At 55.9% G+C, this 23,516-nt stretch carries 17 protein-coding genes; 12 read left to right on the top strand and 5 right to left on the bottom strand.

The annotated features are described in order from the left end of the window. Window positions 1-43 precede the first annotated feature (43 nt). The gene (locus RVM24_RS09505; protein ID WP_230715367.1) at window positions 44-2,104 is read right to left on the bottom strand and encodes a motility associated factor glycosyltransferase family protein; all 2,061 of its coding nucleotides are present in this window, start codon (window positions 2,102-2,104) and stop codon (window positions 44-46) included. 119 nt (window positions 2,105-2,223) lie between these two features. Beyond that, window positions 2,224-3,702, bottom strand: a complete 1,479-nt coding sequence (locus RVM24_RS09500; RefSeq protein ID WP_374828605.1) for a flagellin — start codon at window positions 3,700-3,702, stop codon at window positions 2,224-2,226. A gap of 371 nt (window positions 3,703-4,073) precedes the next feature. On the opposite strand from RVM24_RS09500, the gene RVM24_RS09495 reads away from it, so the two are divergent. From RVM24_RS09495 to RVM24_RS09465, 7 genes are all read left to right on the top strand, one after another. Further along, the gene (locus RVM24_RS09495) at window positions 4,074-5,546 is read left to right on the top strand and encodes a flagellin (RefSeq protein WP_374828606.1); all 1,473 of its coding nucleotides are present in this window, start codon (window positions 4,074-4,076) and stop codon (window positions 5,544-5,546) included. Window positions 5,547-5,617: 71 nt separating this feature from the next. Next, entirely contained in the window at window positions 5,618-6,052 is a 435-nt protein-coding gene (locus RVM24_RS09490; protein WP_286921274.1) for a flagellar protein FlaG, read from the top strand. A gap of 193 nt (window positions 6,053-6,245) precedes the next feature. Then, the gene (fliD, locus tag RVM24_RS09485) at window positions 6,246-8,204 is read left to right on the top strand and encodes a flagellar filament capping protein FliD (RefSeq protein ID WP_230715373.1); all 1,959 of its coding nucleotides are present in this window, start codon (window positions 6,246-6,248) and stop codon (window positions 8,202-8,204) included. Window positions 8,205-8,270: 66 nt separating this feature from the next. After that, the gene (fliS, locus tag RVM24_RS09480) at window positions 8,271-8,669 is read left to right on the top strand and encodes a flagellar export chaperone FliS (RefSeq protein WP_061333623.1); all 399 of its coding nucleotides are present in this window, start codon (window positions 8,271-8,273) and stop codon (window positions 8,667-8,669) included. Between the two features lie 19 nt (window positions 8,670-8,688). Next, window positions 8,689-9,456, top strand: coding sequence for a substrate-binding periplasmic protein (locus RVM24_RS09475; RefSeq protein ID WP_061333621.1), 768 nt, complete (start codon window positions 8,689-8,691; stop codon window positions 9,454-9,456). 75 nt (window positions 9,457-9,531) lie between these two features. Continuing rightward, on the top strand, window positions 9,532-10,743 hold the full coding sequence (locus RVM24_RS09470; RefSeq protein WP_061333619.1) for an argininosuccinate synthase: 1,212 nt from the start codon (window positions 9,532-9,534) through the stop codon (window positions 10,741-10,743). A 196-nt stretch (window positions 10,744-10,939) separates the two neighbouring features. Then, window positions 10,940-11,980, top strand: coding sequence for an AraC family transcriptional regulator (locus RVM24_RS09465; RefSeq protein WP_152438553.1), 1,041 nt, complete (start codon window positions 10,940-10,942; stop codon window positions 11,978-11,980). Between the two features lie 475 nt (window positions 11,981-12,455). On the opposite strand, the gene RVM24_RS09460 is transcribed toward RVM24_RS09465, so the two are convergent. After that, window positions 12,456-13,427 carry a response regulator gene (locus RVM24_RS09460; RefSeq protein WP_058092390.1) on the bottom strand — a complete coding sequence of 324 codons (972 nt, stop codon included), beginning with the start codon at window positions 13,425-13,427 and terminating at the stop codon, window positions 12,456-12,458. Window positions 13,428-13,564: 137 nt separating this feature from the next. Here RVM24_RS09460 and RVM24_RS09455 point away from each other — a divergent pair, with 137 nt between their 5' ends. Continuing rightward, the gene (locus RVM24_RS09455; RefSeq protein WP_058092389.1) at window positions 13,565-14,047 is read left to right on the top strand and encodes a YajQ family cyclic di-GMP-binding protein; all 483 of its coding nucleotides are present in this window, start codon (window positions 13,565-13,567) and stop codon (window positions 14,045-14,047) included. A gap of 21 nt (window positions 14,048-14,068) precedes the next feature. On the opposite strand, the gene RVM24_RS09450 is transcribed toward RVM24_RS09455, so the two are convergent. Then, the gene (locus RVM24_RS09450; protein WP_374787587.1) at window positions 14,069-15,454 is read right to left on the bottom strand and encodes an AmpG family muropeptide MFS transporter; all 1,386 of its coding nucleotides are present in this window, start codon (window positions 15,452-15,454) and stop codon (window positions 14,069-14,071) included. 167 nt (window positions 15,455-15,621) lie between these two features. Beyond that, a complete protein-coding gene (locus tag RVM24_RS09445; RefSeq protein ID WP_431475290.1) occupies window positions 15,622-17,076 on the bottom strand; it encodes a protein adenylyltransferase SelO in 1,455 nt (484 codons plus the stop codon). A 108-nt stretch (window positions 17,077-17,184) separates the two neighbouring features. On the opposite strand from RVM24_RS09445, the gene RVM24_RS09440 reads away from it, so the two are divergent. From RVM24_RS09440 to RVM24_RS09425, 4 genes are all read left to right on the top strand, one after another. After that, a complete protein-coding gene (locus tag RVM24_RS09440) occupies window positions 17,185-17,988 on the top strand; it encodes an HAD-IIB family hydrolase (RefSeq protein WP_431475289.1) in 804 nt (267 codons plus the stop codon). A gap of 13 nt (window positions 17,989-18,001) precedes the next feature. Then, window positions 18,002-19,225 carry a glycosyl transferase gene (locus RVM24_RS09435; protein WP_152438548.1) on the top strand — a complete coding sequence of 408 codons (1,224 nt, stop codon included), beginning with the start codon at window positions 18,002-18,004 and terminating at the stop codon, window positions 19,223-19,225. Continuing rightward, window positions 19,222-20,946 (top strand): sugar phosphorylase, encoded by a 1,725-nt coding sequence (locus RVM24_RS09430; RefSeq protein ID WP_431475288.1) that lies wholly within the window; start codon window positions 19,222-19,224, stop codon window positions 20,944-20,946. The genes RVM24_RS09435 and RVM24_RS09430 overlap by 4 nt, the downstream gene beginning before the upstream one ends. A 197-nt stretch (window positions 20,947-21,143) precedes the next feature. Further along, window positions 21,144-23,501, top strand: coding sequence for a hypothetical protein (locus RVM24_RS09425; RefSeq protein ID WP_431475287.1), 2,358 nt, complete (start codon window positions 21,144-21,146; stop codon window positions 23,499-23,501). The last annotated feature ends 15 nt before the right edge of the window (window positions 23,502-23,516 follow it).

Below are 23,516 nucleotides of genomic sequence, written 5' to 3'. Positions count from 1 at the left end.
GATCCAGTTATGGAATCCCCTTTGGATTTAGCAAACTTTTTCGCTATTCTGGGTCGTTAATGGATTGCCGAACCCATGGATCATCAACCAGTGAGTAGCGTTTACTGGTGACAGATTTGAAGTGGCCGGGCAAAGCGGCCATTGAATCTGTAAAGCTCTTCTTCCAGCGATCGAGATAAGCTGCAACATCGCCGTCGTCGTTCATGGCAAGGGCGTGTGCGAACCCAGCATAGAGATGGTGCCTGACTGCGCCTCGTATCATGTAATAGAACCCTGGATCGCTTTTAATTAACTCCCCTTCTAAGTAGCGACTGATTTCAGAGGACAGCCTCGTAATGTCTTTCTTCCCTCTTACGCGTTGGCTCTTTATCATTCCCTCAATTTTTCTTGCGAGTTGACTCAGCTTTTCACAAGTTACGTTGAGGGTGTCCTCTAAGTTTTCTAGTGAGATTGCTTGTGAGTCTTTGCTGAACAGTTTTTTCAGAACGCGAGCCTTCTCGTTTTTATCACCCAACTCTATTATCGTGTCGTTGAATTGAGCTTCGGTTATCCAGGTTGAGCCTTCAATCGCTGCGCCGTCTGCACAGTTAAAAAACTTATAGGCCGAGGATGCGGCTGTCGTTGCCCCAATTAAACCTTCGACAGCTCTCTTTGCAGTGAAATAGATGGGAGTGGTAAAAACCACGCTATCATTTACGCCTTGTACTTTGAAGGTATTGGATTGTTGGAAGACTTTACTCGCTCCCTTTTTAAGCTCTGTACCAATGGTATCGTCTTCACTTTCCATATACACCGATCGCATGGAATGGTGCTTTCCATGGTCGCGAAATCCGAAATCTGTTCCGAAAAGGAAGATGTTCCGAAGTCCAAGCTGGGTGCATAATGCAATCGCAGTATTAGTGCAGGTTGGAGCTCCGCCAGCGATACTGGTTTCTGGTGACCCGAACAGCGTTCCGATAGGGTTTTCTTTCTTGAAGAATAGGCGCTGATCTCCAAATAGGTCCCAAATCAATGGGCAGATCTGAGATGCGGCAATAATTCGGATAGACTTAAGCTTCTTTTGATCATAAGAACTGATCACACGGTAGTTCAGGTAATCCGATTCCAGCTCGACGTGAAAATCAGGATAAATATCGTTCTCGATGAGGACCCTCAGCCCCGTCCCGGCACTGACAATGATTATATTTTCGCGGTTGGCTTTTAATCCATCTATACGGTCATCAAGCGATGGCCCACTCCCAACAATAATCGTTGGAATAGTCGACGAAATGGAGTTTATTTCGGGTATGACTTTGACGCCCATATGGAAAGCATGAAGTGCGTTATTTAATTGGCGCACCTCGTCATCGTAATGGCCCCAGGTTGTGAGAGTTGCAATTGCTTCACGGTTGATGCGTTTTGCAACGGCATCCATTGTTTTGTCCCCCCGCTCGTTTAGGAACAGGTTCATTACCGGAAACATTGGTGTGAAGTGCATCAAATGCTTTACCAGAGCCGGCCAGATTGCATCTTCCGTTTTGTCGACACCAATCAAAAAACGGATGGATCGGCCTGCGCGCTGGAATGTTGAGCACACTTTTGCCCAATCCACCGTTAAAAGGCTGGCGCCAAAGATTTCTAAATTGGGTTCAATTACTATTGCATTTTCAACGTCTGTTCTTGTGACAAGCTCCTCAATTTGGAGGCCAAGTCCCACGCCTTGGAAAACAACCAAGGGGTAGAAGTTAGGAATTGGGTATCCCTTGAAGTCTTTTTTGTTTAATGGTGATTTTCTGATGATCTGGTCGATTGCGAGGTGAGCAAAGCGAGGATGGTGGTAATCGCCAGGCCATGGAGGGGGTAGCGATGGGAGCATTTTGTTGTGCGCGAATGTTGACTTGAATAGCTCTACACCTTGGTGCGCTCGTTTTTTGCCTTGTCCTTGATATAGAGATACTCCTCCCAGATTAAGGTCGAGTTCGTCTTCTACGTTGCTAATAACGACTTCAGCTTCCGTCAGCTTATAGTTTGCGTAGTAACGGTAGATGTCAGGGTAGAATTTCTTGAAGAATAGGAGATTAGTTTCGCGACGACGAACAAATTCCAAGGCTTTGTTTTTAACCACTGCGGCGAACTCCGGGATGCTGCTGAGTTTTAAGTCATCTTAGCATATGGTCATAAGGCAGGCGTAAGAGATAGCTCCGTACCGAAGGACTCGGTACGGAGCTATCCTTTTTCTAAAGCTTATCCTTGCAGGAGCTGGAGCACCTGCTGAGGTCTAGCATTAGCTTGTGCTAGAACTGATAGGCCTGCCTGCTGGAGAACCTGAGTTCGAGCAAGCTCGGCAGTCTCTGCAGCGAAATCTGCGTCACGAATTCGGCTGTTCGCTGCACTTAGATTCTCTGACGTGGTGCTTAGATTCGCGATTGTTGATTCGAACCTGTTCTGGACAGCACCAAGCTCGCTTCGGATAGCATTGATTGTCGTGAGCGCTGAATCAACGCGTTTTATTGCATCGTTGGCGCCGGCCACAGTTCGAATGTCGACACCCTCAAGGCTTCCCGAGGCAGTAATGGTTTCTCCACCTGCGAGAAAACCAGCATTTTCCGGCGAATTGCCGCCGATAGTAATATCTTCGAGCGCCTCGATCGTCACTTGTCCGCGGAGTACAGCACCTGCGGCAGTACCGATTGTCAATGCGAGCCCGGACGTGCTTCCAGTCGCCGTAGCTGCAGCAGTTCCAACAGCCGTTGTCTCAGCCGTGATGGTAATGTTCTTGCCATCCGCATTAGTCAGAATAACGCCAGTGGAGTTGCTACTCGCAGTCAATCCCTCAATACCCTGCGCATTGATCGCGGCAGCGAGGTCTGCACTATCCAGCGAATTGGTGGAGCCGGCCGCAATGGTCTCAGTCACGGTGACAGCAGAGGCTGTGCCCACGCTGATCGACAATGAGTAGACAGTGTCGTTACCAGAAGTGGCCGCAGCTCCATCAATCGCGGCAAACGTCACATCCTGTACGTTGGTTGCCGAAACAGTAGGTAATCCTGGTATGTTCGCCTGTTTAATAGCATTTACTGTGGCTTCGGCAGAAGCGTCTGTTCCAGTTCCAGGTATCGGATAGGCTTCGCTTTGTCCTACAGAAATCGTCAAATCACCATCAGCTAACGGAACATCTGATATCTGGCGCGGGCCCGAAGATGCGAGAGAGCCAATTTGATCGGCTCTAGACCCACGGGACAAATCGACGCTGATGGTATCGCCCGAATTCGCACCGACCTGGAATGTTTTCTCCCCGAAGGACCCATCCAGTACCTTCAGGCCGTTAAAGTTTGTTTGTTCAGCTATGCGCTGTATTTCTTCGATCCGCTGCTGAACCTCTTGATCAAGCGCGATTCTGTCGGACGCACTGTTGGTCGCGTTGGCAGATTGAACTGCCAGATCTCTAACGCGCTGCAGGTTATTAATGACTTCGTTTAATGCTCCTTCGGTAGTTTGTGCAAGGGATATACCGTCACTAGCATTTCTTTGGGCGACATTGAGACCAGAAATTTGTGACTGAAACCGCGTGGATATGGCAAGGCCGGCAGCATCGTCTTTGGCCGAATTAATTCGGAGGCCGGAGGATAGTCGCTGCAGTGCCACGTTGGCATCACCTTGTGAGGCATTGAGGTTTCGTTGGGCATTCAATGAAGCAATGTTGGTATTAATCACCTGAGGCATATCAATTCTCCTTGCTCAGAGTTGCCGGTCGCTAGAGCTCTATGTTGAATAGTGCGCTTCGGCAGAAATTCGTTGAGTTACAGTCTTGGTTGTCACTAAGCGAAGGGTGTGCCAGTTTTTTTAAAATAGCTTTATCGTTTTGTTTTTAAAAACTTTATCTGATGGTATGAGTCTGAAACCTGATGGGTGTTGTGGGAGGTGAAGGGAAAGAAATTGCCGGTTTTACATTCCTTTACAAAATCTTGAATTTTTTTTCTAAAGCAATTTGGCTCAGTGCCGTTAATCAGGATAACAGGGTGGCGCTCTAAACATGTAAGTCGAGCGCTAGGCCTCATCCATGAAATCACGACATCAGTCGAAGGAGAAGCATTATGGCTCTCGGTATCAACACCAATGTAGCGTCACTAAACGCACAGAACCAACTGAGTAAGTCTCAGGGGATGAACGACCAAGCATTGCAGCGTCTGTCCTCAGGTCTTCGTATTAACTCCGCGAAGGATGACGCTGCGGGTCTGGCGATTTCGACGCGGTTTCAGTCCCAGATTTCTGGCTTGAACGTTGCCACCCGAAACGCCAATGACGGGATCTCTTTGGCGCAGACTGCTGAAGGTGCTCTTAATGAGATCACTAACAACCTCCAGCGGATTCGCGAGCTCGCAGTTCAGTCGGCCAACGCTACCAACAGCTCTTCTGATCGAGCTGCACTTAACGACGAGGTGCAGCAGCGTCTGGCTGAAGTCGAGCGTATTTCAACGCAGACCGCGTTCAACGGTTTGAAAGTGCTTGACGGCTCCTTTGGTCAGCAGGACTTCCAAGTCGGCGCTAACGCCGGAGAAGTTATTGGTGTTGACTTTACTCAGGGCACTCGTCTCCAGCAGATTGGGTCTCTCGCCACGATGACTGGTACTGCTGACGTGAGTGATGCTGCGCTCGCCGCTGGAGATTTGCAGATTAAGGTGGGGGATGGAGACTTTGTTACAATTGGTGCCTCATCATCGGATTCGGCGGAAGATAAGGCTCAGGCAATAACAGATGCCAATGTTCAGGGTCTCACCTCTGTTTCGGCAACCAATGTACAGGATGTGACGTTTGCCGCGATTGATGGAGCTGCGGCCACTTCTGGTAACGACACTGTCTACTCATTGTCGATCAGCGTGGGCACAGCCTCTGCTGTCACCGTGACTGAGACCATTGCGGCCGGCTCCACCAATTCGCTGGATAGTGCAGACCTCGCTGCCGCGATCAATGCGCAGGGTATTGAGGGATTGACTGCGAGTAGCAACTCCACTGGCGTTATTCTGACTAATGCGGATGGCAAGAACATTACCATCACGGCTGAGACAACGGCTGTTGGAACTGCTGCAGCTACGGCGACTGGAAGCACGTCCGGGCTCGCATTGACAATCGGTACTGCCGCAGGTGCTGTACTCCGCGGACAAGTGACGATCGAGGCGCTCGAAGATATTACTATCGGCGGTGACGATCCAACTGTAGCGGGTTTCGATGATGGCCAGATTGCAGCAGCCACTGGTAACCTCTCTAGCTTGAGTGTTACAGATGTTGCCAATGCCAACGATGCCATCAAAAGGATCGACTCAGCGTTACAGACCGTGAACAGTTTCCGAAGCGAGCTCGGTGCGGTTCAAAACCGCTTCGAGTCCACCATCGCCAACCTGAGCACCTCGGTCGAGAACCTCAGCGCATCCAACAGCCGTATCCTGGACGCTGACTTCGCGGCAGAAACTGCCAACCTGGCTAAATCCCAGGTACTGCAGCAGGCCGGTATCTCCGTCCTGGCTCAGGCGAACGCCCGTCCGCAGCAGGTTCTGTCCCTCCTGCAGTAAGGGGCATAGCGGTAACGGCCGGAACCCTCGGGTTCCGGCCTTCCGCCGTTGAAGGATAGCGAGGTACAGCTATGAATGACGTTAACCTGAACAGCCCGGACCTGAAACTGGTGCGCTCTGGCGCCCAGGCTCCGGCCAAGGCACTGTCGTCATCTCAGGCCGAGGGCCGGAACGCCCCTGACCTTGCTGCTTCGGCTGCCGGTACCCGCCAGGTGCAGGCTCCTCAGGTTGCTCAACAGGCTTCGCAGGCTGAAAAGCTGCAGGCCCGTAATGAAGAGCAGCGCAAGGAGCTGAATGAGGCGGTTAGCCAGTTGAACGACTTTGTTCAAACCGTGCAGCGGGATCTTCAGTTTGAAGTGGATAACGAAATGGGCCAGACCATCGTAAGGGTGGTTGATCAGCAAACCCAGGAAGTGATCCGCCAGATCCCGGACGAAGTGGCAATGAGGTTGGCAGAAAAATTGCAGCAGGACGAACCGCTGACGTTGTTTAACATCAAGGTGTAAAAGCTTGCCGCTTTTGCGCGGGTGAAAACGACGGTATTTCAGCACCGCCGCCTCTGAGAAGAGCCGGCGGTGTTCTGCGTTTACGCACTGTTACAAATCGGCATAGGAATTTTCCGAAAAAAGGCAAAGTTTTGCCGCCTGCTGCCGATAAACTGATCAGTACAGAGAATCGCCCCCCTGAGGAGGCACGGTTATGGCCAGTATTTCATCATTAGGTATCGGCTCCGGCGTTTTGACGTCGGATCTTGTCGACCAGTTGGTGGCTGCGGAGCGCAGGCCCACGGAAGTTCGGCTGGATCAGAAAACAGAGCGTACAGAAGCGCTTATTTCTGCCTATGGCATGTTGCGGAGCGCCGTAACGGAGCTGCGCCTGCCTATGCGACAGCTCGGTTCTGCGGATGCGATGAAGTCGTTTTCGGCCACTTCCTCGGGTAGCAATATTGATGTGTCGGTGGATGCCAGCAAGGCCAGCCGCGGCTCTTACAGCCTCGATGTGAAAAGTCTGGCGCAGTCCCAGGCCCTGGCCAGCCGGGATGTGTTCGCCGACCGGGATGCCACCAGCGTTGGCCGTGGCACCATGACGCTTCAGGTGGGTGACAAGACCACCAACATCACCATCGATTCTTCCAACGACACCCTGCAAGGCCTGGCGAATGCCATCAACGAGGCCAATGCGGGCGTCTCTGCCGGTGTGATTGATACCGGCAACGGTTTCCAGCTGGTGTTGTCTGCGGATGAGACCGGTGAAGCCAATGCCGTGAATATTTCCGTTACTGAAGATGGTGCCGCTCCGGGTTTGAGCCGGTTTGCTTTTGACACAGCAGATCCCGATAACGTGGATGGCATGCGCCAAACCATTGCGGCGAGCGATGCGGTGATGGAAATCAACGGCGTGGAAATTCGCCGGGCCACCAACACCATTGAAAACGTGGTGGATGGACTGACCTTCAACATTACTGGTGAGGGTAAGTCCACTATCAAAGTGAAGCAGGACACGGCGGCGGTTGCCGAGCGTGTTCAGGCGTTCGTAGACAAGTTCAACGAGCTGCAGGGTACTATTCGTGAGCTGTCTTCGTTCGATAGCGAAACCGGCCGGGGCAGTATTCTGACCGGGGATTCCACGGTTCGGAACATTCAGAACCAGTTGAAGCGGGTTTTAACAGATATTATTCCCGGGCTGGAAAACGCCAGTGTGCGGAGCCTGGCAGATGTGGGTATCAGCACCGATTTTCGTACTGGTGAGCTGCAGTTTGATAGTCAGAAGTTTCAGCAGCAGCTTCGGGAAAACCCGGATGATGTAACCGCTCTGTTTGCAGAGCAGGGCAGAACTAGCGATTCCCAGGTGGAGTTTGTTCGTAGCGGCTCTAATACTCGCCCGGGTGATTACAGTATTAATGTTACCCAGATGGCGACTCGGGGCAGTTTGAATTACGCGAGCGCCGATACCGTTAATGTTGGCGCTGACAACAGTTTCACTTTCCGGGTAGATGGTGAAACCACAGCGACTGTTTCGATTGCTGCAGATAACTATTCCGGTGAAGATTTTGCCGCTGCCATTCAGGCAGCCTTGCGCGAGAACTCGGCATTGAACGCGGCAGGCCGTTCGGTTCAGGTGGCTTATGATGCCACAGAGGGGTTGACGTTTACCTCTAACCGCTTTGGTAGCGATTCTAACGTAAGCCTGACCGGGCTGAGCAACGTTACAGGGCTTAACACCGCCACCGGCACCGCCGGCCAGGATGTCCAAGGCACCATTAACGGCCAGACTGCCCAGGGCGACGGCCAGGTGCTGTTCCTGGCAAACAGTGCCGGTGGCGATGCCGCTGGCCTGCAGGTGCGCATTACCGGTGGTGACGTAGGCAACCGTGGCTCGGTGAAGTTCATCGAGGGCGTGAGTGAACGCGCGGTAGATGCCATTACCAGCATTCTGGGTGCAGACGGTGCGTTGAGCTCCCGAACCGATGCCCTGAACCGGGACCTGGAGCGCATCCAGGAAGACCGGATCAAGCTGGACTTGCGGATTGAAAGCTATCAGGAACGCCTGGTGAAGCAATTCAGCGCCGCCGATTCCCTGATCTCCCAGCTTAACAGCACACGAGATTACGTGAGCCAGCAGTTGGCGGCCCTGGCGCCGAACAGGCAAAACGATTAAGTCAGCTATACTGATGGTTGGCCAGCCAACCATGGCATACCGGACAACGGTGAAACGAGGTTATATATGAACGGTTTACAGGCGTATCAGCGCGTTAATACCCAAACCAGCATCACCGATGCAGACCCGCACAAGTTGATTCAGCTGCTGTATAACGGGGCGATCGAGCGGATTAACATGGCCAAGTCAAAAATTCAGGCCAAGGATTACGCAGCTAAGGCTCAGTTACTCAATAAAGCCATTGAGATTATCGGTGGCCTGCGGGCGTTCCTGGATTTCGAAAAAGGCGGTGAACTGGCCACCCGGCTGGAGGCTCTATACGACTATATGGAGCGCACTTTGCTGGAAGCCAGTGCCAAGAATGACGTTGCCAAGCTGGATGAAGTGCTGACCCTGCTGCGTTCCGTGAAAGACGGCTGGGATGGCATTCGCGACGAGGTGGTGAACCAGCAGCAGGCGGTTTGAATTAGCGTTGGTCGAGCACATGGCGTTTTTTCGCGGGCTGTTGGTGGCCTTTCTGCTTGCAGCTGCCCCGGTTAGCGCGAGTGATCAAGTCGTCGGCTCAAACGAAGGCCTTCCTGCCAACTCGCCGGCGATGTTTGCGATTCCTGATGTCTGGCCCTGGGGCTTTCAGGATAATCAGGGTGAACTGCAAGGCAGTCTGATTACGCTGATGGACCGTTTATCAGAACTCTCGGGTGTTCACGTAAGTGCGCAGTTGCTTCCTTTGCGGCGCGTCATACTTGACCTGCACACGGGACGGGCAGAATTTGCTTTTCTGTTTCAAAGTCCAGACCTGGACGAGAACACCATTCCCGTCGATACCGTACTTCAGATCAATCTGATGCTGATGGCGATGCGTGACACCGATTTCCCCCTGACCCTGGATGGCCTGGCCGGCAAGCGTGTCGGCTATGTGCGGGGTACCTATCTTGGTGAGTCGTTCAAAGCGGATGAGGCTGTGATGAAAGTGCCGGTTTATAACATTCGGCAAGCCATTGAAATGCTGATGCTGGGGCGTATTTCAGCGGTGCTTGCCAGCGATCACAACATCGCGATGACGATTGACGCTTACGGCTTTCCCGCAGAAGAGTTCCGTCTGCAGGAGCATGTAAAGGGCCAAAAGGCCCGGCTGTATATGTCACCAGACAGCGGCAACCCGGAACACGCTCGTCTTTTCAAAGAAGCACTGCAACACATGCGTGACAACGGCGAGTTACAGCGCATTTTCCAGACTTCTTCCGCCCAATAGCCATTCCCCCCGCACTCCCGTACAATACGCACCTTCTTTTCAATACATCCATTCTGTTCAGTCTGGAGCAAGGGCATGTCTGATATCAAAAAGGTGGTGCTGGCTTATTCCGGTGGCCTGGATACTTCCGTGATCGTTCGGTGGTTACAGGACACCTATAACTGTGAGGTGGTGACCTTCACCGCCGACATCGGCCAGGGCGAGGAAGTTGAGCCGGCGCGCGCCAAGGCGGAAGCGTTGGGCGTTAAGGAAATCTACATTGAGGACCTGCGCGAAGAATTTGTGCGCGACTACGTGTTCCCGATGTTCCGCGCCAATACCATCTATGAGGGCGAATACCTGCTGGGTACTTCCATCGCCCGCCCGCTGATTGCCAAACGTTTGATCGACATTGCCAACGAAACCGGCGCGGATGCGATTTCCCATGGCGCTACCGGTAAGGGTAACGACCAGGTGCGTTTCGAGCTGGGTGCCTACGCGCTGAAGCCGGGTGTTAAGGTAATTGCGCCTTGGCGTGAGTGGGACCTGAACTCCCGTGAAAAACTGCTGAAGTACTGCGAAGAGCGCAACATTCCGGTGGAAATGAAGAAGGGCAAGAGCCCGTACTCCATGGATGCCAACCTGCTGCACATTTCCTACGAAGGCATGAACCTGGAAGACCCCTGGGCGGAAGCCGAGGAAGACATGTGGCGTTGGAGCGTATCTCCGGAAGCCGCGCCGGACAAGCCGACTTACGTGGAACTGACCTACAAGAAGGGCGACATTGTTGCCGTTGATGGCCAGGAAATGAAGCCCCACGAAGTGTTGGAGACGCTGAATAAGGTTGCCGGCGCCAACGGTATTGGCCGTCTGGACATCGTAGAGAACCGTTACGTGGGCATGAAGTCCCGCGGCTGCTACGAAACCCCGGGCGGCACCATCATGCTGCGTGCTCACCGCGCCATTGAGTCCATCACCCTGGACCGCGAAGTGGCCCACCTGAAAGACAGCCTGATGCCCCGCTACGCCGAGGTCATCTACAACGGCTACTGGTGGTCCCCGGAGCGCGAAGCCCTGCAGGCACTGATCGACCAGACCCAAACCTACGTGAACGGCACCGTTCGCCTGAAACTCTACAAAGGCAACGTGGACGTAGTTGGCCGGAAGTCTGACGACTCCCTGTTCGACGAAAAGATTGCCACCTTTGAGGAAGACCAGGGTGCGTATGATCAGAAAGACGCCGAAGGCTTCATCAAGCTGAACGCGCTGCGGTTGCGGATTGCGGCTGGGAAAGGGCGGAAGCTGTAGGCTCTGTCCTAGGGGTCTGTCCCAAGGGTCTGTCCCCGAATGGGGACTGACCCATTTTGGACCCATGGGTTCGTGTTTAGTGCTACGGACGGGCAAAGGTGGGTCAGTCCCCGTTCGGGGACAGACCCTATAACACCCCAGCCCTACCCATTTTCGGTTATACTCGCTGCATAAAATCAACAACCAAAGCAGTCTCATGACCCCTCTTGGAACCGCCTCTGTCGCCGCCCTGCGCCAATACGTTCGCTATGCCGATGCCAAGGGCATCAGTACCTCAGAGCTGTTCAGCAAAGCCGGCCTTGAGCCGAATATCCTTGATACCGATGACGGCCGCCTGACGGGCGAGCAGTTGCAGACGTTTATTCACCTGTTGGCCGAAGCATCCGGCAATCCCATCCTTGGCCTGGAAACCGGTGATTTCGTTCAGCCCGGTTCCTACAGTGTGCTTGGCTACATCACCATGAGCTGTGCCACGCTGGGGGAGGCGGTCACCCGGATTGCGCCCTATGAAAAGCTGGTGGGGGACATGGGCACCACGGGCCTTCGGATGAAGGGGAATGAAGTGTCGTTGGTGTGGACCTGCAATTTTACCGATCCGGTGGTGTGGCCCCAGGTGGTGGATAACGTGTTCGCTTCCTGGATCAACTACGCTCGCTGGCTGGCGGATAGTGATGAGGCTTCTCCAATCCGGGTTGCCCTGAAACGCTCCTCGCCAGGCCCTGACTATGAGGGCGATTATCAGGAGCGCTGGGGCTGCCCGGTTGAGTTCGAGGCACCAGAGAATGTGGTGACCATGCCTCAGGAGTTACTGGCCACCCGCCTTCGTCAGCCAGATCCGCTGCTGCGCAAGACCCTTGAAGCCCATGCGCTTTCCCAGTTGGCGCTGCTGGATACCGATACCGATCTGACTTCCAGGGTGAAACAGGGCATCCAGAAACAACTGGCCAGCGGCGTGACCCGGCAAGACATGATCGCCGAAGACCTGGGCATGACCAGCCGCACCCTGCAACGCAAACTGAGCCAGGAAGGTGTTTCCTACCAGAAACTACTGGATGATGTGCGCCAGCAGATGGCGGAGGACTATTTGCGGAATACCGAGATGAGTATTCCCGACATCGCGCTGCGGTTGGGGTACAGCGAGACCACATCGTTCCATCGGAAGTTTAAGGCGGCTGCCGGGAAGACGCCTGGGGATTATCGCCGGGGTCTCACAGGGTCTGACCCCAAAGGGGTCTGACCCACTTTTACACAATCCCACTCGTGGTTGGACTAGGGACTCCCAAGGGCTGTCCCTAAGGGTCTGTCCCCGAACGGGGACTGACCCACTTTTACCCAATCCCACTCGTGGTTGGATTAGGGACTCCCAAGGGCTGTCCCTAAGGGTCTGTCCCCGCATGGGGACTGACCCACCTTGGACCCATGGGCTCGAGTATTGGGGCAGGGACGGGCAAAAGTGGGTCAGTCCCCATACGGGGACAGACCCCTAAATAAAAAAGCCAGCTCACAAGAGCTGGCTCGAAATTACTTCGGAAAGAACGAAAGTGCCTGAAAAATTCGTTAATCCTGTGGAGTCAGGGGCCATAATACGGCGGAGTTACTACTCGGCTCCTCCGCCATGGGCGGATACTGCTTGATTCCACAGTTTCAGAATAAGCCCTCGCGCCCTTCCTGTCTGTTTGTGATCTGTGTCCCGTTGTTACCGTTTGTGAGGGCTACACACCTTCCCGTATCTCGGGTTTGGTTTCGGTAAAGCGGCGGGTTTCGTAGGCGTCAACCAGGCCTTGCACCGCCGCCCGTTCCATATCCTGCACCGAGGGCGTGCCGTCCTGGGCGTCGGCGCGGCACAGGACCATGCCGGCTTCCACGGAGATAAAGCCAGCGGTGGTTTTCAGGGCCTTGTGGTTGATACCATCAAAAATTCGCCGGAACGCGGTGGTGGAGCAATGGTCGCTGTTCGGGAAGTAGGAGACGATGGCAAACTGGTTGTCGCCAACACGGCACAGGGCGTCGATGGGGCGAATCAGGGTGCTAAGGCGGCGGGCGATGCCGGTGGCCAATTCGCTCATCACGCTGGGTGGGTGCTTGCGTTTCAGGTCTTGCCAGTTACGAATGCCGCACATCACGTATGAGGTGGAACCGCCGCGGGATTCCGCGTGGCGCAGGGTTTTCTGCAGGCGCTGGCGGGCATACTTGCTGTTACACAGGCCGGTTTCCAGGTCGATAATGTTGGTGGATTCCAGCTCCCGGTTGTTTTCGACCAGCAGTGCGTTGGCCCGCAGCAGGGTATTCTGGCGATCGGCCATTCGGTCGGCGGCAAAGATGCGGGGGATCAGCTGTTTGGTCATGTCGGATTTGTAGATGAAGTCATCCACGCCCCGGTCGAAGGCTTCCGACAGTGCTTCCACGCTTTCGCGGGCGGTGAGCAGGATCACGTAGGTGTAGTGGTTGTCCTGCTCATCCTGCTGGCGCACGTGGTCGGTCAGTTGCAGCCCGTCCATTTCAGGCATCAGCCAATCGGCAATCAACACGCTGACCTGCCGCTGTTCCATCAGCTTCAGGGCGTCTGGCGCGTTGTTGGCAATGCGTATATCGCGGTAACCGGCATTTCGCAGGGTGCGGCCGACCACCATACTGCTGAATTTGGCGTCGTCTACTACGAGTATGGGTAGGTCCAGGTTTGGCATCGTTTGTCTACTTCTTACCAGTCCATTGTCAGATGCGGTTCGCCGCGGCTCTTGGTATGCTTTGGCGGTTTCGGAACATCCGGTATTTTTAATGTCGCCACAGTATACCCCTGTGTGGCCTTTGGAGAATAACGACCATGCCTTCTTTTGACATTGTTTCAGAAATTGAAATGCACGAAGTCACCAACGCGGTGGATCAGGCCAAGCGTGATCTGGGTAACCGCTGGGATTTTAAAAATGTGCAGGCGGATATCGAACTGGAAGACAAGCGCATTACGGTGAGCGCCGAGCAGGAATTCCAGCTGGAGCAACTGATTGATCTGCTGCGCATGGCCTTCGCCAAACGCAACATTGACGCCCGGGCCCTGGCGGAAGACGGCGAGAGCAAGGCCGGTAAACTGGTGAAGCAGCATTTTTCCCTGAAGCAGGGTATCGAAACCGACATGGCCAAGAAGATCGTGAAAATGATCAAAGACCAGAAGATGAAGGTGCAGGCCAGCATCCAGGGTGACAAGGTGCGGGTAACCGGCAAGAAGCGGGACGACCTGCAGGAAGCCATTGCCATGCTGCGCGAGGCAGAGCTGGATATTCCGCTGCAGTTTAACAACTTCCGCGATTGAGTTCTGGCCTGCCCTGCATGGCTAGGGAGCTGTCTGCCCCTGCGCAGTATCCTCGTCTATTCGTGCCGGCTTGTCCGGGTGAGCAATGCGGAAAAGCAGGGCCGCCAGGATAATGGCCGGCGCGCCGGTTCCTGCGGTGATCAGGAAGAATCCCACCCAGCCCACGTGTTCTGCAAGCAACCCGGTAAAGCCCGCCGCAAACTGCCCGGGCAGCGTCATCAATGAGCTGAACAACGCGTACTGGGTGGCGGTGTAGGCGGTGTTGGTGAGGCTGGACAGGTAGGCAATAAACACCGAAATGGCCATGCCGCCTGTGACGTTATCGGCAATGATGGCGGCCACAAGGCCCGGTTGTTGGGGGCCAATGATGGCCAGGCCGGCGAAGGTGAGGTTGGTGGCCGGGGCCATAAACGCGGTGAACAACAGCATTCGGGCAATGCCAAACCGTGCTACCAGTGCGCCGCCGACCGCGGCCCCGCTCAGGGTCATGATCAAGCCAAACGCGGCTGCAATGTTGGCGATCTGGGACTTGGTAAAGCCCAGGTCCAGATAGAACGGATTGGCCATCACCCCCATAAAGATGTCACTGATGCGGAAGGTGGCAATAAACAGCAGGATCACCAGCGCCGCTTTGCCGTACCGTTGAAAGAAATCCGCGAACGGGCAGACAAACGCGCCGATCAGCCAGGCGGTGATGTTCTTGCGGGCACCACTGTGTTTGGTGCGGTCCAGGTACCCGATAACCCGCGCCTCCATGGCAAACACTGCCGCAGACTGGCGGTTCTTCGGTTCGGAACTGATCAGCGTGGTGACCATGCCAACGCCCATCAGCAGGGCCATGGTGCCATAGGCCAGGGACCAGCTGCCGACGGCGGCAATATGCAGGGCGCCAGCACTGGCCATAAGCATGGCAACCCTGTAGCCGGTCACATAGCTGGCGGCCATGCCGCCTTGTTCATGGGGCTCCGCGGCTTCCACCCGGTAGGCATCCACCGAGATGTCCTGGGTGGCGGAACCGAACGCGGCGACCACGGCCCAGAGGGCCACCAGCCACTGTTGCTGGGTTGGGTCCGTCAGCGCCATGCCCAGTAATGCGCCGGCAATACTCATCTGTGAAACCAGCATCCAGCTGCGCCGCCACCCGAGCCACCGGGTGAGAAGCGGAATGCTGGTGCGATCAACAATCGGTGCCCACAGCACCTTGATCGAATGGGCCATGCCCACCCAACTGAGAAAGCCAATAGTGGCAAGCTCAACGCCCAGATCCCGCAGCCACGCCGTAAACGTACCCCCCACCAACAGCAACGGAAGCCCTGCGGAGAAGCCAAGGAACAGCATGCCGATAACCCGGGGGTTTCGATAAACTTGAAAGCCTTGAAGGAACTTCAGGATAAAACTCTGAGGCATGAACGGCCGTCCGGAGCTGAGTGGAATACAAGAACCGGGATTATGCGGAATTAAACCCCAATGGCCAAGTGAGCGAGCTTTAATGACCTACCGAGCCAATTTGGGGTCAGACCCCAAGACATTTCACCCCATCAAATGTTCTGGGGTCTGACCCCAACTTCACAACTTCAGGAGGAGCAGCTGATGTTGAGGTGTTTGCCCCAATCTGGCGGTAAGGCCGCGTAGTGTTCGAACTCGGGTTGGTCGTCGAAGGGGTTCTCGAGCACCTTTAACAGCTCTTTCAGGGGCGCGTAGTCGCCGTTCTGGGCTTCCATGATGACTTGTTGGGCCAGGTAATTGCGCAGGATGTATTTGGGGTTTACCTGGCGCATGACGTATTCCCGTTCGTCGTGGGCGCGGGTTTCGGTCTTGAGGCGGGCCTCGTAGCGTTCGAGCCATTCGTCGGCCGCGCTTCGGTCGGCAAACAGATCTCGCACCGGGGCGTTGCCATGGCGGTGCAGGTTGGAGATGCCTCGGAAGAAGCGGGTGTAGTCTACCCGGTGTTCGTGCAGTAGGCTGAAGGTCTCCATGATCAGGTTCATGTCTGAGTCGTCGGTTTCCTCCAGCCCCAGTTTTGCCCTCATATTGTTCTTGAAATGTTCGTTATAGGTGGTTTCGTACCGGCGCAGACCACGGCGCACGTGGTCCTCATCCATGATTGGCAGCAGGGCGTTGGCCAGGTACTGGCAGTTCACAAAGCCAGTCTGCGGCTGCCGGTTGTAGGCGTAGCGGCCGCCCTCGTCGGTGTGATTGCAGATGTAGCCGGCGTCGAAATCATCGAGGAAGGCGTAGGGGCCGTAGTCGAAGGTGTCGCCGATGATGGACATGTTGTCGCTGTTCATCACGCCGTGGCAGAAGCCCACCGCCTGCCAGTCAGCGATCAGCCGGGCGGTGCGTTCCACCACTTCTTCAAACCAGCGTTGGTGGCGTTGTTCTTCCGGCAGACTGATCAGGTGCGGGAAGTGCAGGGTGATTACGTGTTCCAGCAGGGTTTTCAGTGCCTCGGGGCCTTCATGGTGGGCGGCGAATTCGAAGTGGCCGAAACGGATATGGCTTTGCGCCACTCGCATCAGCGCGGCGGCGGTTTCGATGGATTCCCGGCGCACTGGATCTTTCGCACTGATCATAAACAGGGCGCGGGTGGTCGGAATGCCAAGCCCGTGCATGGCTTCCGAGCACAGATACTCGCGAATGGTGGAGCGCAGCACCGCCCGGCCGTCACCAAAGCGGGAGTAGGGCGTGGTGCCTGCCCCTTTCAGGTGCCAGTCCCAGCGGGTGCCATCCGGCGCCACGGTTTCCCACAGTAACAAGCCCCGGCCATCGCCCAGTTCCGGGTTGTACACGCCAAACTGGTGCCCGGTGTACTTCATCGCCACCGGGTCCATACCCTCCAGCAACTCCGCCCCGGCACCCACATTGGCCCACTCACCTTCATCCTGAACATGAAACCCCATCTGGGCCACCAGATTGTGGTTAAAGCACACCATCGCCGGCTGCGACAAAGGTGTCGGCTTAACCCGCGTATAAAAGCTGTCCGGCAATTCCAGATAACGGTGTTCCACCTTAAAGGCATTCGTGCTCATAGTCTGGCCTGGTTCTTGAATCTAATTTGGGGTCAGACCCCAGAACATTTCACCGCATCAAATGTCTTGGGGTCTGACCCCAGTTACATTGCAGAGCGGGGTGGGGAAATGCAACCACGGTTGATTGTTTTTACGGATCTGGACGGCACCTTGCTGGATCACGACAGTTACAGCTGGCGGGCGGCGAAGCCGGCGATGGCGCGGTTGGGGGCCAATGGCATTCCGTTGATTTTCAATTCCAGCAAAACGGCGCCGGAGATCAGTGAGTTGCAAAGCATGATGGGGCTGCGGGGGCCGTTTATTGCGGAGAACGGCGCGGCGGTGGTGATTCCTGCCGGCTGCCTGGGCAATGCGGAGGAAGAAGTGGTTCATGTTGGCCGGTCTTATCAGGAGGTTGTTCGCACTCTTTTGGTGCAAAGGAAAAGCGGTGCACAGTTTCGGAGCTTTGATGACCTGTCTGCGGAGCAGGTGGCGTCGCTTACCCGGTTGACGGTAACGGAGGCGGCCCGGGCGAAACAGCGTTTGGCGACGGTGCCGCTTGTGTGGGATGGCACGGAGGAAGAGCTGGCGCAATTCCGCGCGGCGCTTGAGTTGGAGGGCCTGAAGTTGGTGCAGGGCGGGCGCTTCTGGCATGCCATGGGCACCTTTGATAAGGCGGAAGGGGCCCGGTTCTTGCTGAAGCGTTATCAGGAGCACTTTGGTGAGGAACCGATTGTGACCATCGCCCTGGGCGATAGCCCCAACGACCAGTGCATGCTGGAGGCCGCCGACGTACCGGTGGTGATTCGCGGGGTGAACAGTGACCAGGTTCAGTTGCCGTCGTCCCGGCACGCCATGCGCTCCCTCAAGCCCGGCCCGGAGGGTTGGAATGAATGCGTGCTCAACTTGCTATTCGAGTACGGCTACCAGTAAAGGAGGAGCCGCCATGGGCGACTTTTACCAGAATGGCATTATCACCACCCTGCACAACCTTGTGCGACGCCCCGTGGAGGATGTTGAAGCGGACCTGATGAGCTTCCGTAAAGCCCGGCCTATGTCTTTGGTGTTGCCGTCTTTGTACTCGGAGCTGGAAGGGCCTGCGCTTAAAAACATCGTCCAGGAGCTGACCAAGGTTCCGTATTTGGATGAGATTGTGATCGGTTTGGACCGTGCCGATGAAGCCCAGTACCGCCATGCTCTGGAGTATTTTTCCGAGCTGCCGCAGCCGTTCAAGGTGCTCTGGAACGATGGCCCCCGGTTGCGGGCACTGGATATGAAATTGCGGGAGCAGGGCCTGGCACCCACGGAGATGGGGAAGGGCCGCAATGTGTGGTATTGCTTTGGCTACGTGCTGGCCTCGGGTGTGAGTAAATCCGTGGCCCTGCATGATTGCGACATCCTGACCTATTCCCGGGATTTGCTCGCGCGCCTGATCTACCCGGTGGCCAACCCCGGTTTTAACTACATGTTCTGCAAAGGCTATTATGCCCGGGTGGCGGACGGCAGCATGAATGGCCGGGTCAGCCGCCTGCTGGTCACGCCCCTGATTCGCGCCCTCAAAAAAGTGTGTGGGCCGAACGATTTTCTGGATTACCTGGACAGCTACCGCTACCCGCTGGCGGGCGAGTTCTCTTTCCGCACCGATGTGATCAACGACCTGCGCATTCCCAGCGACTGGGGTCTGGAAATCGGCGTACTGTCTGAAATGAAGCGCAACTACGCCACCAACCGCCTGTGTCAGGTGGATGTGGCGGATGTTTATGACCACAAGCATCAGGAGCTGTCGCCGGAAGACGCCAGCCGTGGCCTGTCCAAGATGAGTGTGGATATTTCGAAGGCGCTGTTCCGAAAGCTGGCCACTAACGGTGAGATTTTCTCCAACGAGAAGTTCCGCACCATCAAGGCCAGCTACTTCCGTATTGCCCTGGATTTTGTGGAGACCTACCAGAACGACGCCATCATTAACGGCCTGAGTTTCGATCGTCACAAGGAAGAGAAGGCGGTGGAGCTGTTCGCCCAGAACGTGATGCGCGCCGGCGCCTATTTCCTAGACAATCCCATGGACACGCCGTTCATCCCGAGCTGGAACCGGGTAACCAGTGCCATTCCGGATATCCGGGAGCAGTTGCTGGAAGCGGTGGAACTGGATAACCAGGAGTTCCGGCCATGAGCCAGACCCTGAACAGCAAACTGGTGGCCATGCTGGAAGTGGTCTACCCGGCGGTGGACTGTGCCTTTGTGGCAGAGCAGTTGATGGATGCGATGGCACTGGCGCCCGATGCCGAGGCCCCGCCGGCGCACCAGAACCATTGGGACCCATCGGACATTGTCCTGATCACCTACGCCGATACCGTTCAGCAGCCAGGTGAGAAGCCATTGGTGACTTTGAAGCGGTTTCTGGATGACAGCCTGCGGGATGCCATCAGCGCTGTGCATATCCTGCCGTTTTTTCCCTACAGCTCGGACGACGGCTTCTCGGTGATGGATTACCTGGCGGTGAACGAGTCTCACGGTGGCTGGGAAGACATCGAGGCCATCGCCGCGGACTACAAACTGATGGCAGACCTGGTGATCAACCACATGTCGGCCCGCAGCCGCTGGTTCGAGAACTTTCGCAAGCGCGTGGGACCGGGCAAGGATTACTTCTTTGAGGGCAACCCGAAAGACGATTTAAGCATGGTGGTGCGGCCCCGCACCTCGCCATTGCTGACGCCGGTGCAGACCGACGACGGCGAACGCCATGTATGGTGTACCTTCAGCGAAGACCAGGTGGACCTGAATTTCGCCAACCCGGAAGTGCTGATCGAATTTGCCCGGATTATCCACTATTACCTGGAACGCGGAGTAAAGATCTTCCGGCTGGATGCGGTGGCGTTCTTGTGGAAAGAACCGGGCACGCCCTGCATTCACCTGCAGCAGACCCACGAGCTGATCAAGATTCTGCGGCTGTTGATTGAACATCACACGCCGGATGCGGTGGTGATCACCGAAACCAACGTGCCCAACCGGGAGAACCTGACTTATTTCGGCAACGCCAACGAAGCCCATGCTATCTACAACTTCTCGTTGCCGCCACTGCTGATCAATACCCTGGTCACCGGCAATTGCCGGCACCTGAAAACCTGGCTGATGAGCATGCCGCCGGCGCAGATGGGCACCACCTACCTGAACTTCATTGCCTCCCACGACGGCGTTGGCCTGCGGCCCACTGACGGCCTGTTGGACGAGGACGAAAAGCAGCGGCTGATCAACACCATGGAATCCTTTGGCGGCAAGGTATCCTACCGGCGCACTGCCGACGGCCGGGACCAGCCCTACGAAATGAACATTGCCTTGTGGGATGCCCTCAAAGGCACCGCCGAGGGTGGCGCAGACCACTGGCAGCTGCAGCGTTTCCTGTGCGCCCACACCATTATGCTGGCGCTGGAAGGTATTCCCGCGTTCTATATTCACAGCCTCTTGGCCACGGAAAACGACCACGCCCGGGTAGAACACACCGGCCGCTTCCGCTCTATTAACCGCGGCCAGTGGCAGCTGGATACCGTGGAAGCCGCCCTGGCGGACCCACTCAGCCACCACAGCAAAGCCTTCACCGAACTCAAACGCCTGATCGCCATTCGCCGCGCCCAACCCGCCTTCCACCCCAATGCCACCCAGTTCACCCTGCACCTGGGCCTGCAGCTGTTCGGCTTCTGGCGCCAGAGCATGCGTCGGGAGCAATCCATCTTCTGCATCCACAACATAAGCGACGAAGTGCAGCAAGTGGCCCTCACCGACATCAACCTCATCGGCACCGACCAGTGGACCGATCTGCTTTCCGGTATGGCCATCGACGACCTCGCCGGAGTCATCACCCTCAAACCCTACCAAAGCGTCTGGCTCTCCAACTAAGTTGGGGTCAGACCCCAGAACATTTGATGGGGTGAAATGTCTTGGGGTCTGACCCCATTGCGAGCCTGTTGCATTGAGTTCTGTGGAGGCAGCCCCTATAATCCCGCCGCATTAACTGACTGAGACCCACGGAGGGGACAGAGACGATGAGGATGTTCGTCGCAGTAGCTTTGTTACTGTCGTTAGGTTTGGCCGGAATGTTCTGGTTCACCGGCGACAGCCTTGCCTTTAAGCCCGAGCCGGGCGACAGCCGCCATTTTATTCTCGAACAAACCGCCGAACTGCAAACGCCCAGCGGGTTTCGCAGGGAGCCGACTCGTGTCCGAATGGAAAGCCTGCTGCGCAGTGACGTACTGGCGGTAGACAACGATGTGGTTGAGTTGCAATCCCGCTCTTTGCATACCCAGCTTTGGGAGCAGGATCGACTCGGTCTCGATACCGCGCAGATTCCGGAATACAGTGACCGGCTGCAGTCTATGGCGGCATTGCTCAAGGCCGGGATTGTTGAACGGGTTGCCAGCGATGGTCAGGTACTTGAAACCAATTACGTGAATGAGGCCGCCCTGGCCGAGCTCACGGAAGATTCCCGGTTGCCTGAACCCGTTCGGGATATGCTAAGCCGCGATCTCAGCGTGATGCACACCTACCAGCCAGCTTTTCCTTCGGGTAAGCCCCGAGTAGGCGTGAGCTGGCAGGTGCCGGCACGCGATATGGGCGGTCAGTCGCTGCCAGCGGTGCAATACGAAATCAGCCATGTGAATGACGACACCGTTTCTTTGAACTTCCGTTCGGTGACAACGGAGGGAGCCACTGACTCTGCTGCCGTTGAAATCGAGGGCTTTATGGAGCTTGAGCGCCTGACCGGGTGGCCGAGGCGCGCTGCTGCGCGAATCAGTGGGGTATTTGAATACGCCGACCAGCACCTGGCGTTGAAAAGCACGATGACGTTGACCCAGACCGGTATAGAGCCGCGATTCAAGGCGGGGCAAGCATGGTACCGGGCACTGGGGGCGCTGGATAGCCGGGTTGTCGATACCACCGATCCGGAGTTCGAAACCTATTACCTGCCGCCGTTTGGCCTGGCCACGCCCGAAGAATCCTTTGAACAGTTGGAGAGGTCGCTGCTCTGGTTCGGCAATGAGGAAGTTGATGGTCGCCTGGGTCTGGATTTCCAGATTGAGCATTATCATTTCGCAGCCGTTGAGTTTGAGCCTGCGAGTGCCGTCCGGCTGCTGAATGCCGAGGGTGAACCAGTGATCGATTCGGTACCGCGTGATCCGCGTTACACTCTGTATTCGATTGACAGCGCAGACCATCGCCGTGTGCCGTTTATCGCCAGTGAGTTAACGCGCGATCAGTTGAATGCGATTGCCTCGGTGGAGGTGGATGCCACGGTTATCGTGCCCGGAGAGCTGCACAGCTTTGTGCTGACGCCGGAAACCCCATCCCGCCACATCGAGAGCCTTGGGCTGACGCTTTCTGTTGAAAGTTGGGATCCCGATGGGCTCCTGGTTCGGGCCCATGAGCCCGGGGGGTCGCTACCCACCAGCTTTCCGTTGATTGGCGCCTATCCTGTGAATGCCGAAGGCGACTTTCTGCCGACGTTCAGCCTGCGGCTGACTCATACGGCGATTGAACCTCTGCGGAATGCCTTTCTGGAAACCTCGGATGAGGGTGATCACTGGGCCAGGGCCGAGCAATTTGCGCATTCAGCCACCGACACACTCATAACCTCCCCTATGGAAGAGCGCTACGGTGACTGGATCTATGAGTTGGGGGCAGAGGGTGGCCAGCCCATTGAAGGCGTTCGGGTTTATGTGTACGACCGTGAGGTGGAGCAGCGTACGTTTGTAGCCCCGAACGCGCTCCCCACGTTAGATGGCGGGCCGGTGGTTGGTGAGCGAACTCTGGAGCAGTACCGGGAGCCGGTGCTGGAGTTTTCATCATTTGAGTTGGATGAGGTGGTACTCGAAGGCGTTCGTCAGAACAGGCTCAGTGCCGTGGTTCCTGGTGAGGGCGCCGGGCGCTGCGACATTTCTGTGGCTGGCGAACCAATGTACCAGGGTAGCCCTGTCCGTTTTTCTGCCGAGCAAAGCTATGGAACGTCGCAACTACTGTTTGCATCCGGCACCTATAACGATCAGCCCGGCCGTGAGTTGGTTACCGAGCATGGCCTGAAATATTTCTACGACCTTGAGATTGACGTCAATGTTGACTGCATAACCAAGGTAGTGCTGCACAGGGGGACCGTTCCTGATAGCGGTCAGTTATTCCGGGTAGACCCCAGCACCCTGAGGCTGAGCAAGTCCCAACACCAGACTCTCAAGCAGATCCAGCAGCGATTCAATCTAAGAGAGCTGCCTTTGATCGCCTACAACCGGGACGGTAAAGTTCTGGAGCCCCTGTCTCCTGCCTACTCAGGGAACCCTTCGGAAGGTTGGGATGGTGATGGCATGGATCTCCGTTTCTGGGGCGAAATCGCTGAGGTCCGTTACCCCGTGAGTATGGAGCGGGAGGCCAGGCAGGTGTCTGTGCAGTTCCCGCCACTGCCTTGATTCAACCGGTCAATA

Origin of the sequence: Marinobacter sp. KM021, from assembly GCF_050707965.1 — a bacterium.
In the GTDB taxonomy this organism is placed as follows: domain Bacteria; phylum Pseudomonadota; class Gammaproteobacteria; order Pseudomonadales; family Oleiphilaceae; genus Marinobacter; species Marinobacter shengliensis.
This window is presented reverse-complemented; position numbering and strand designations above follow the sequence as displayed.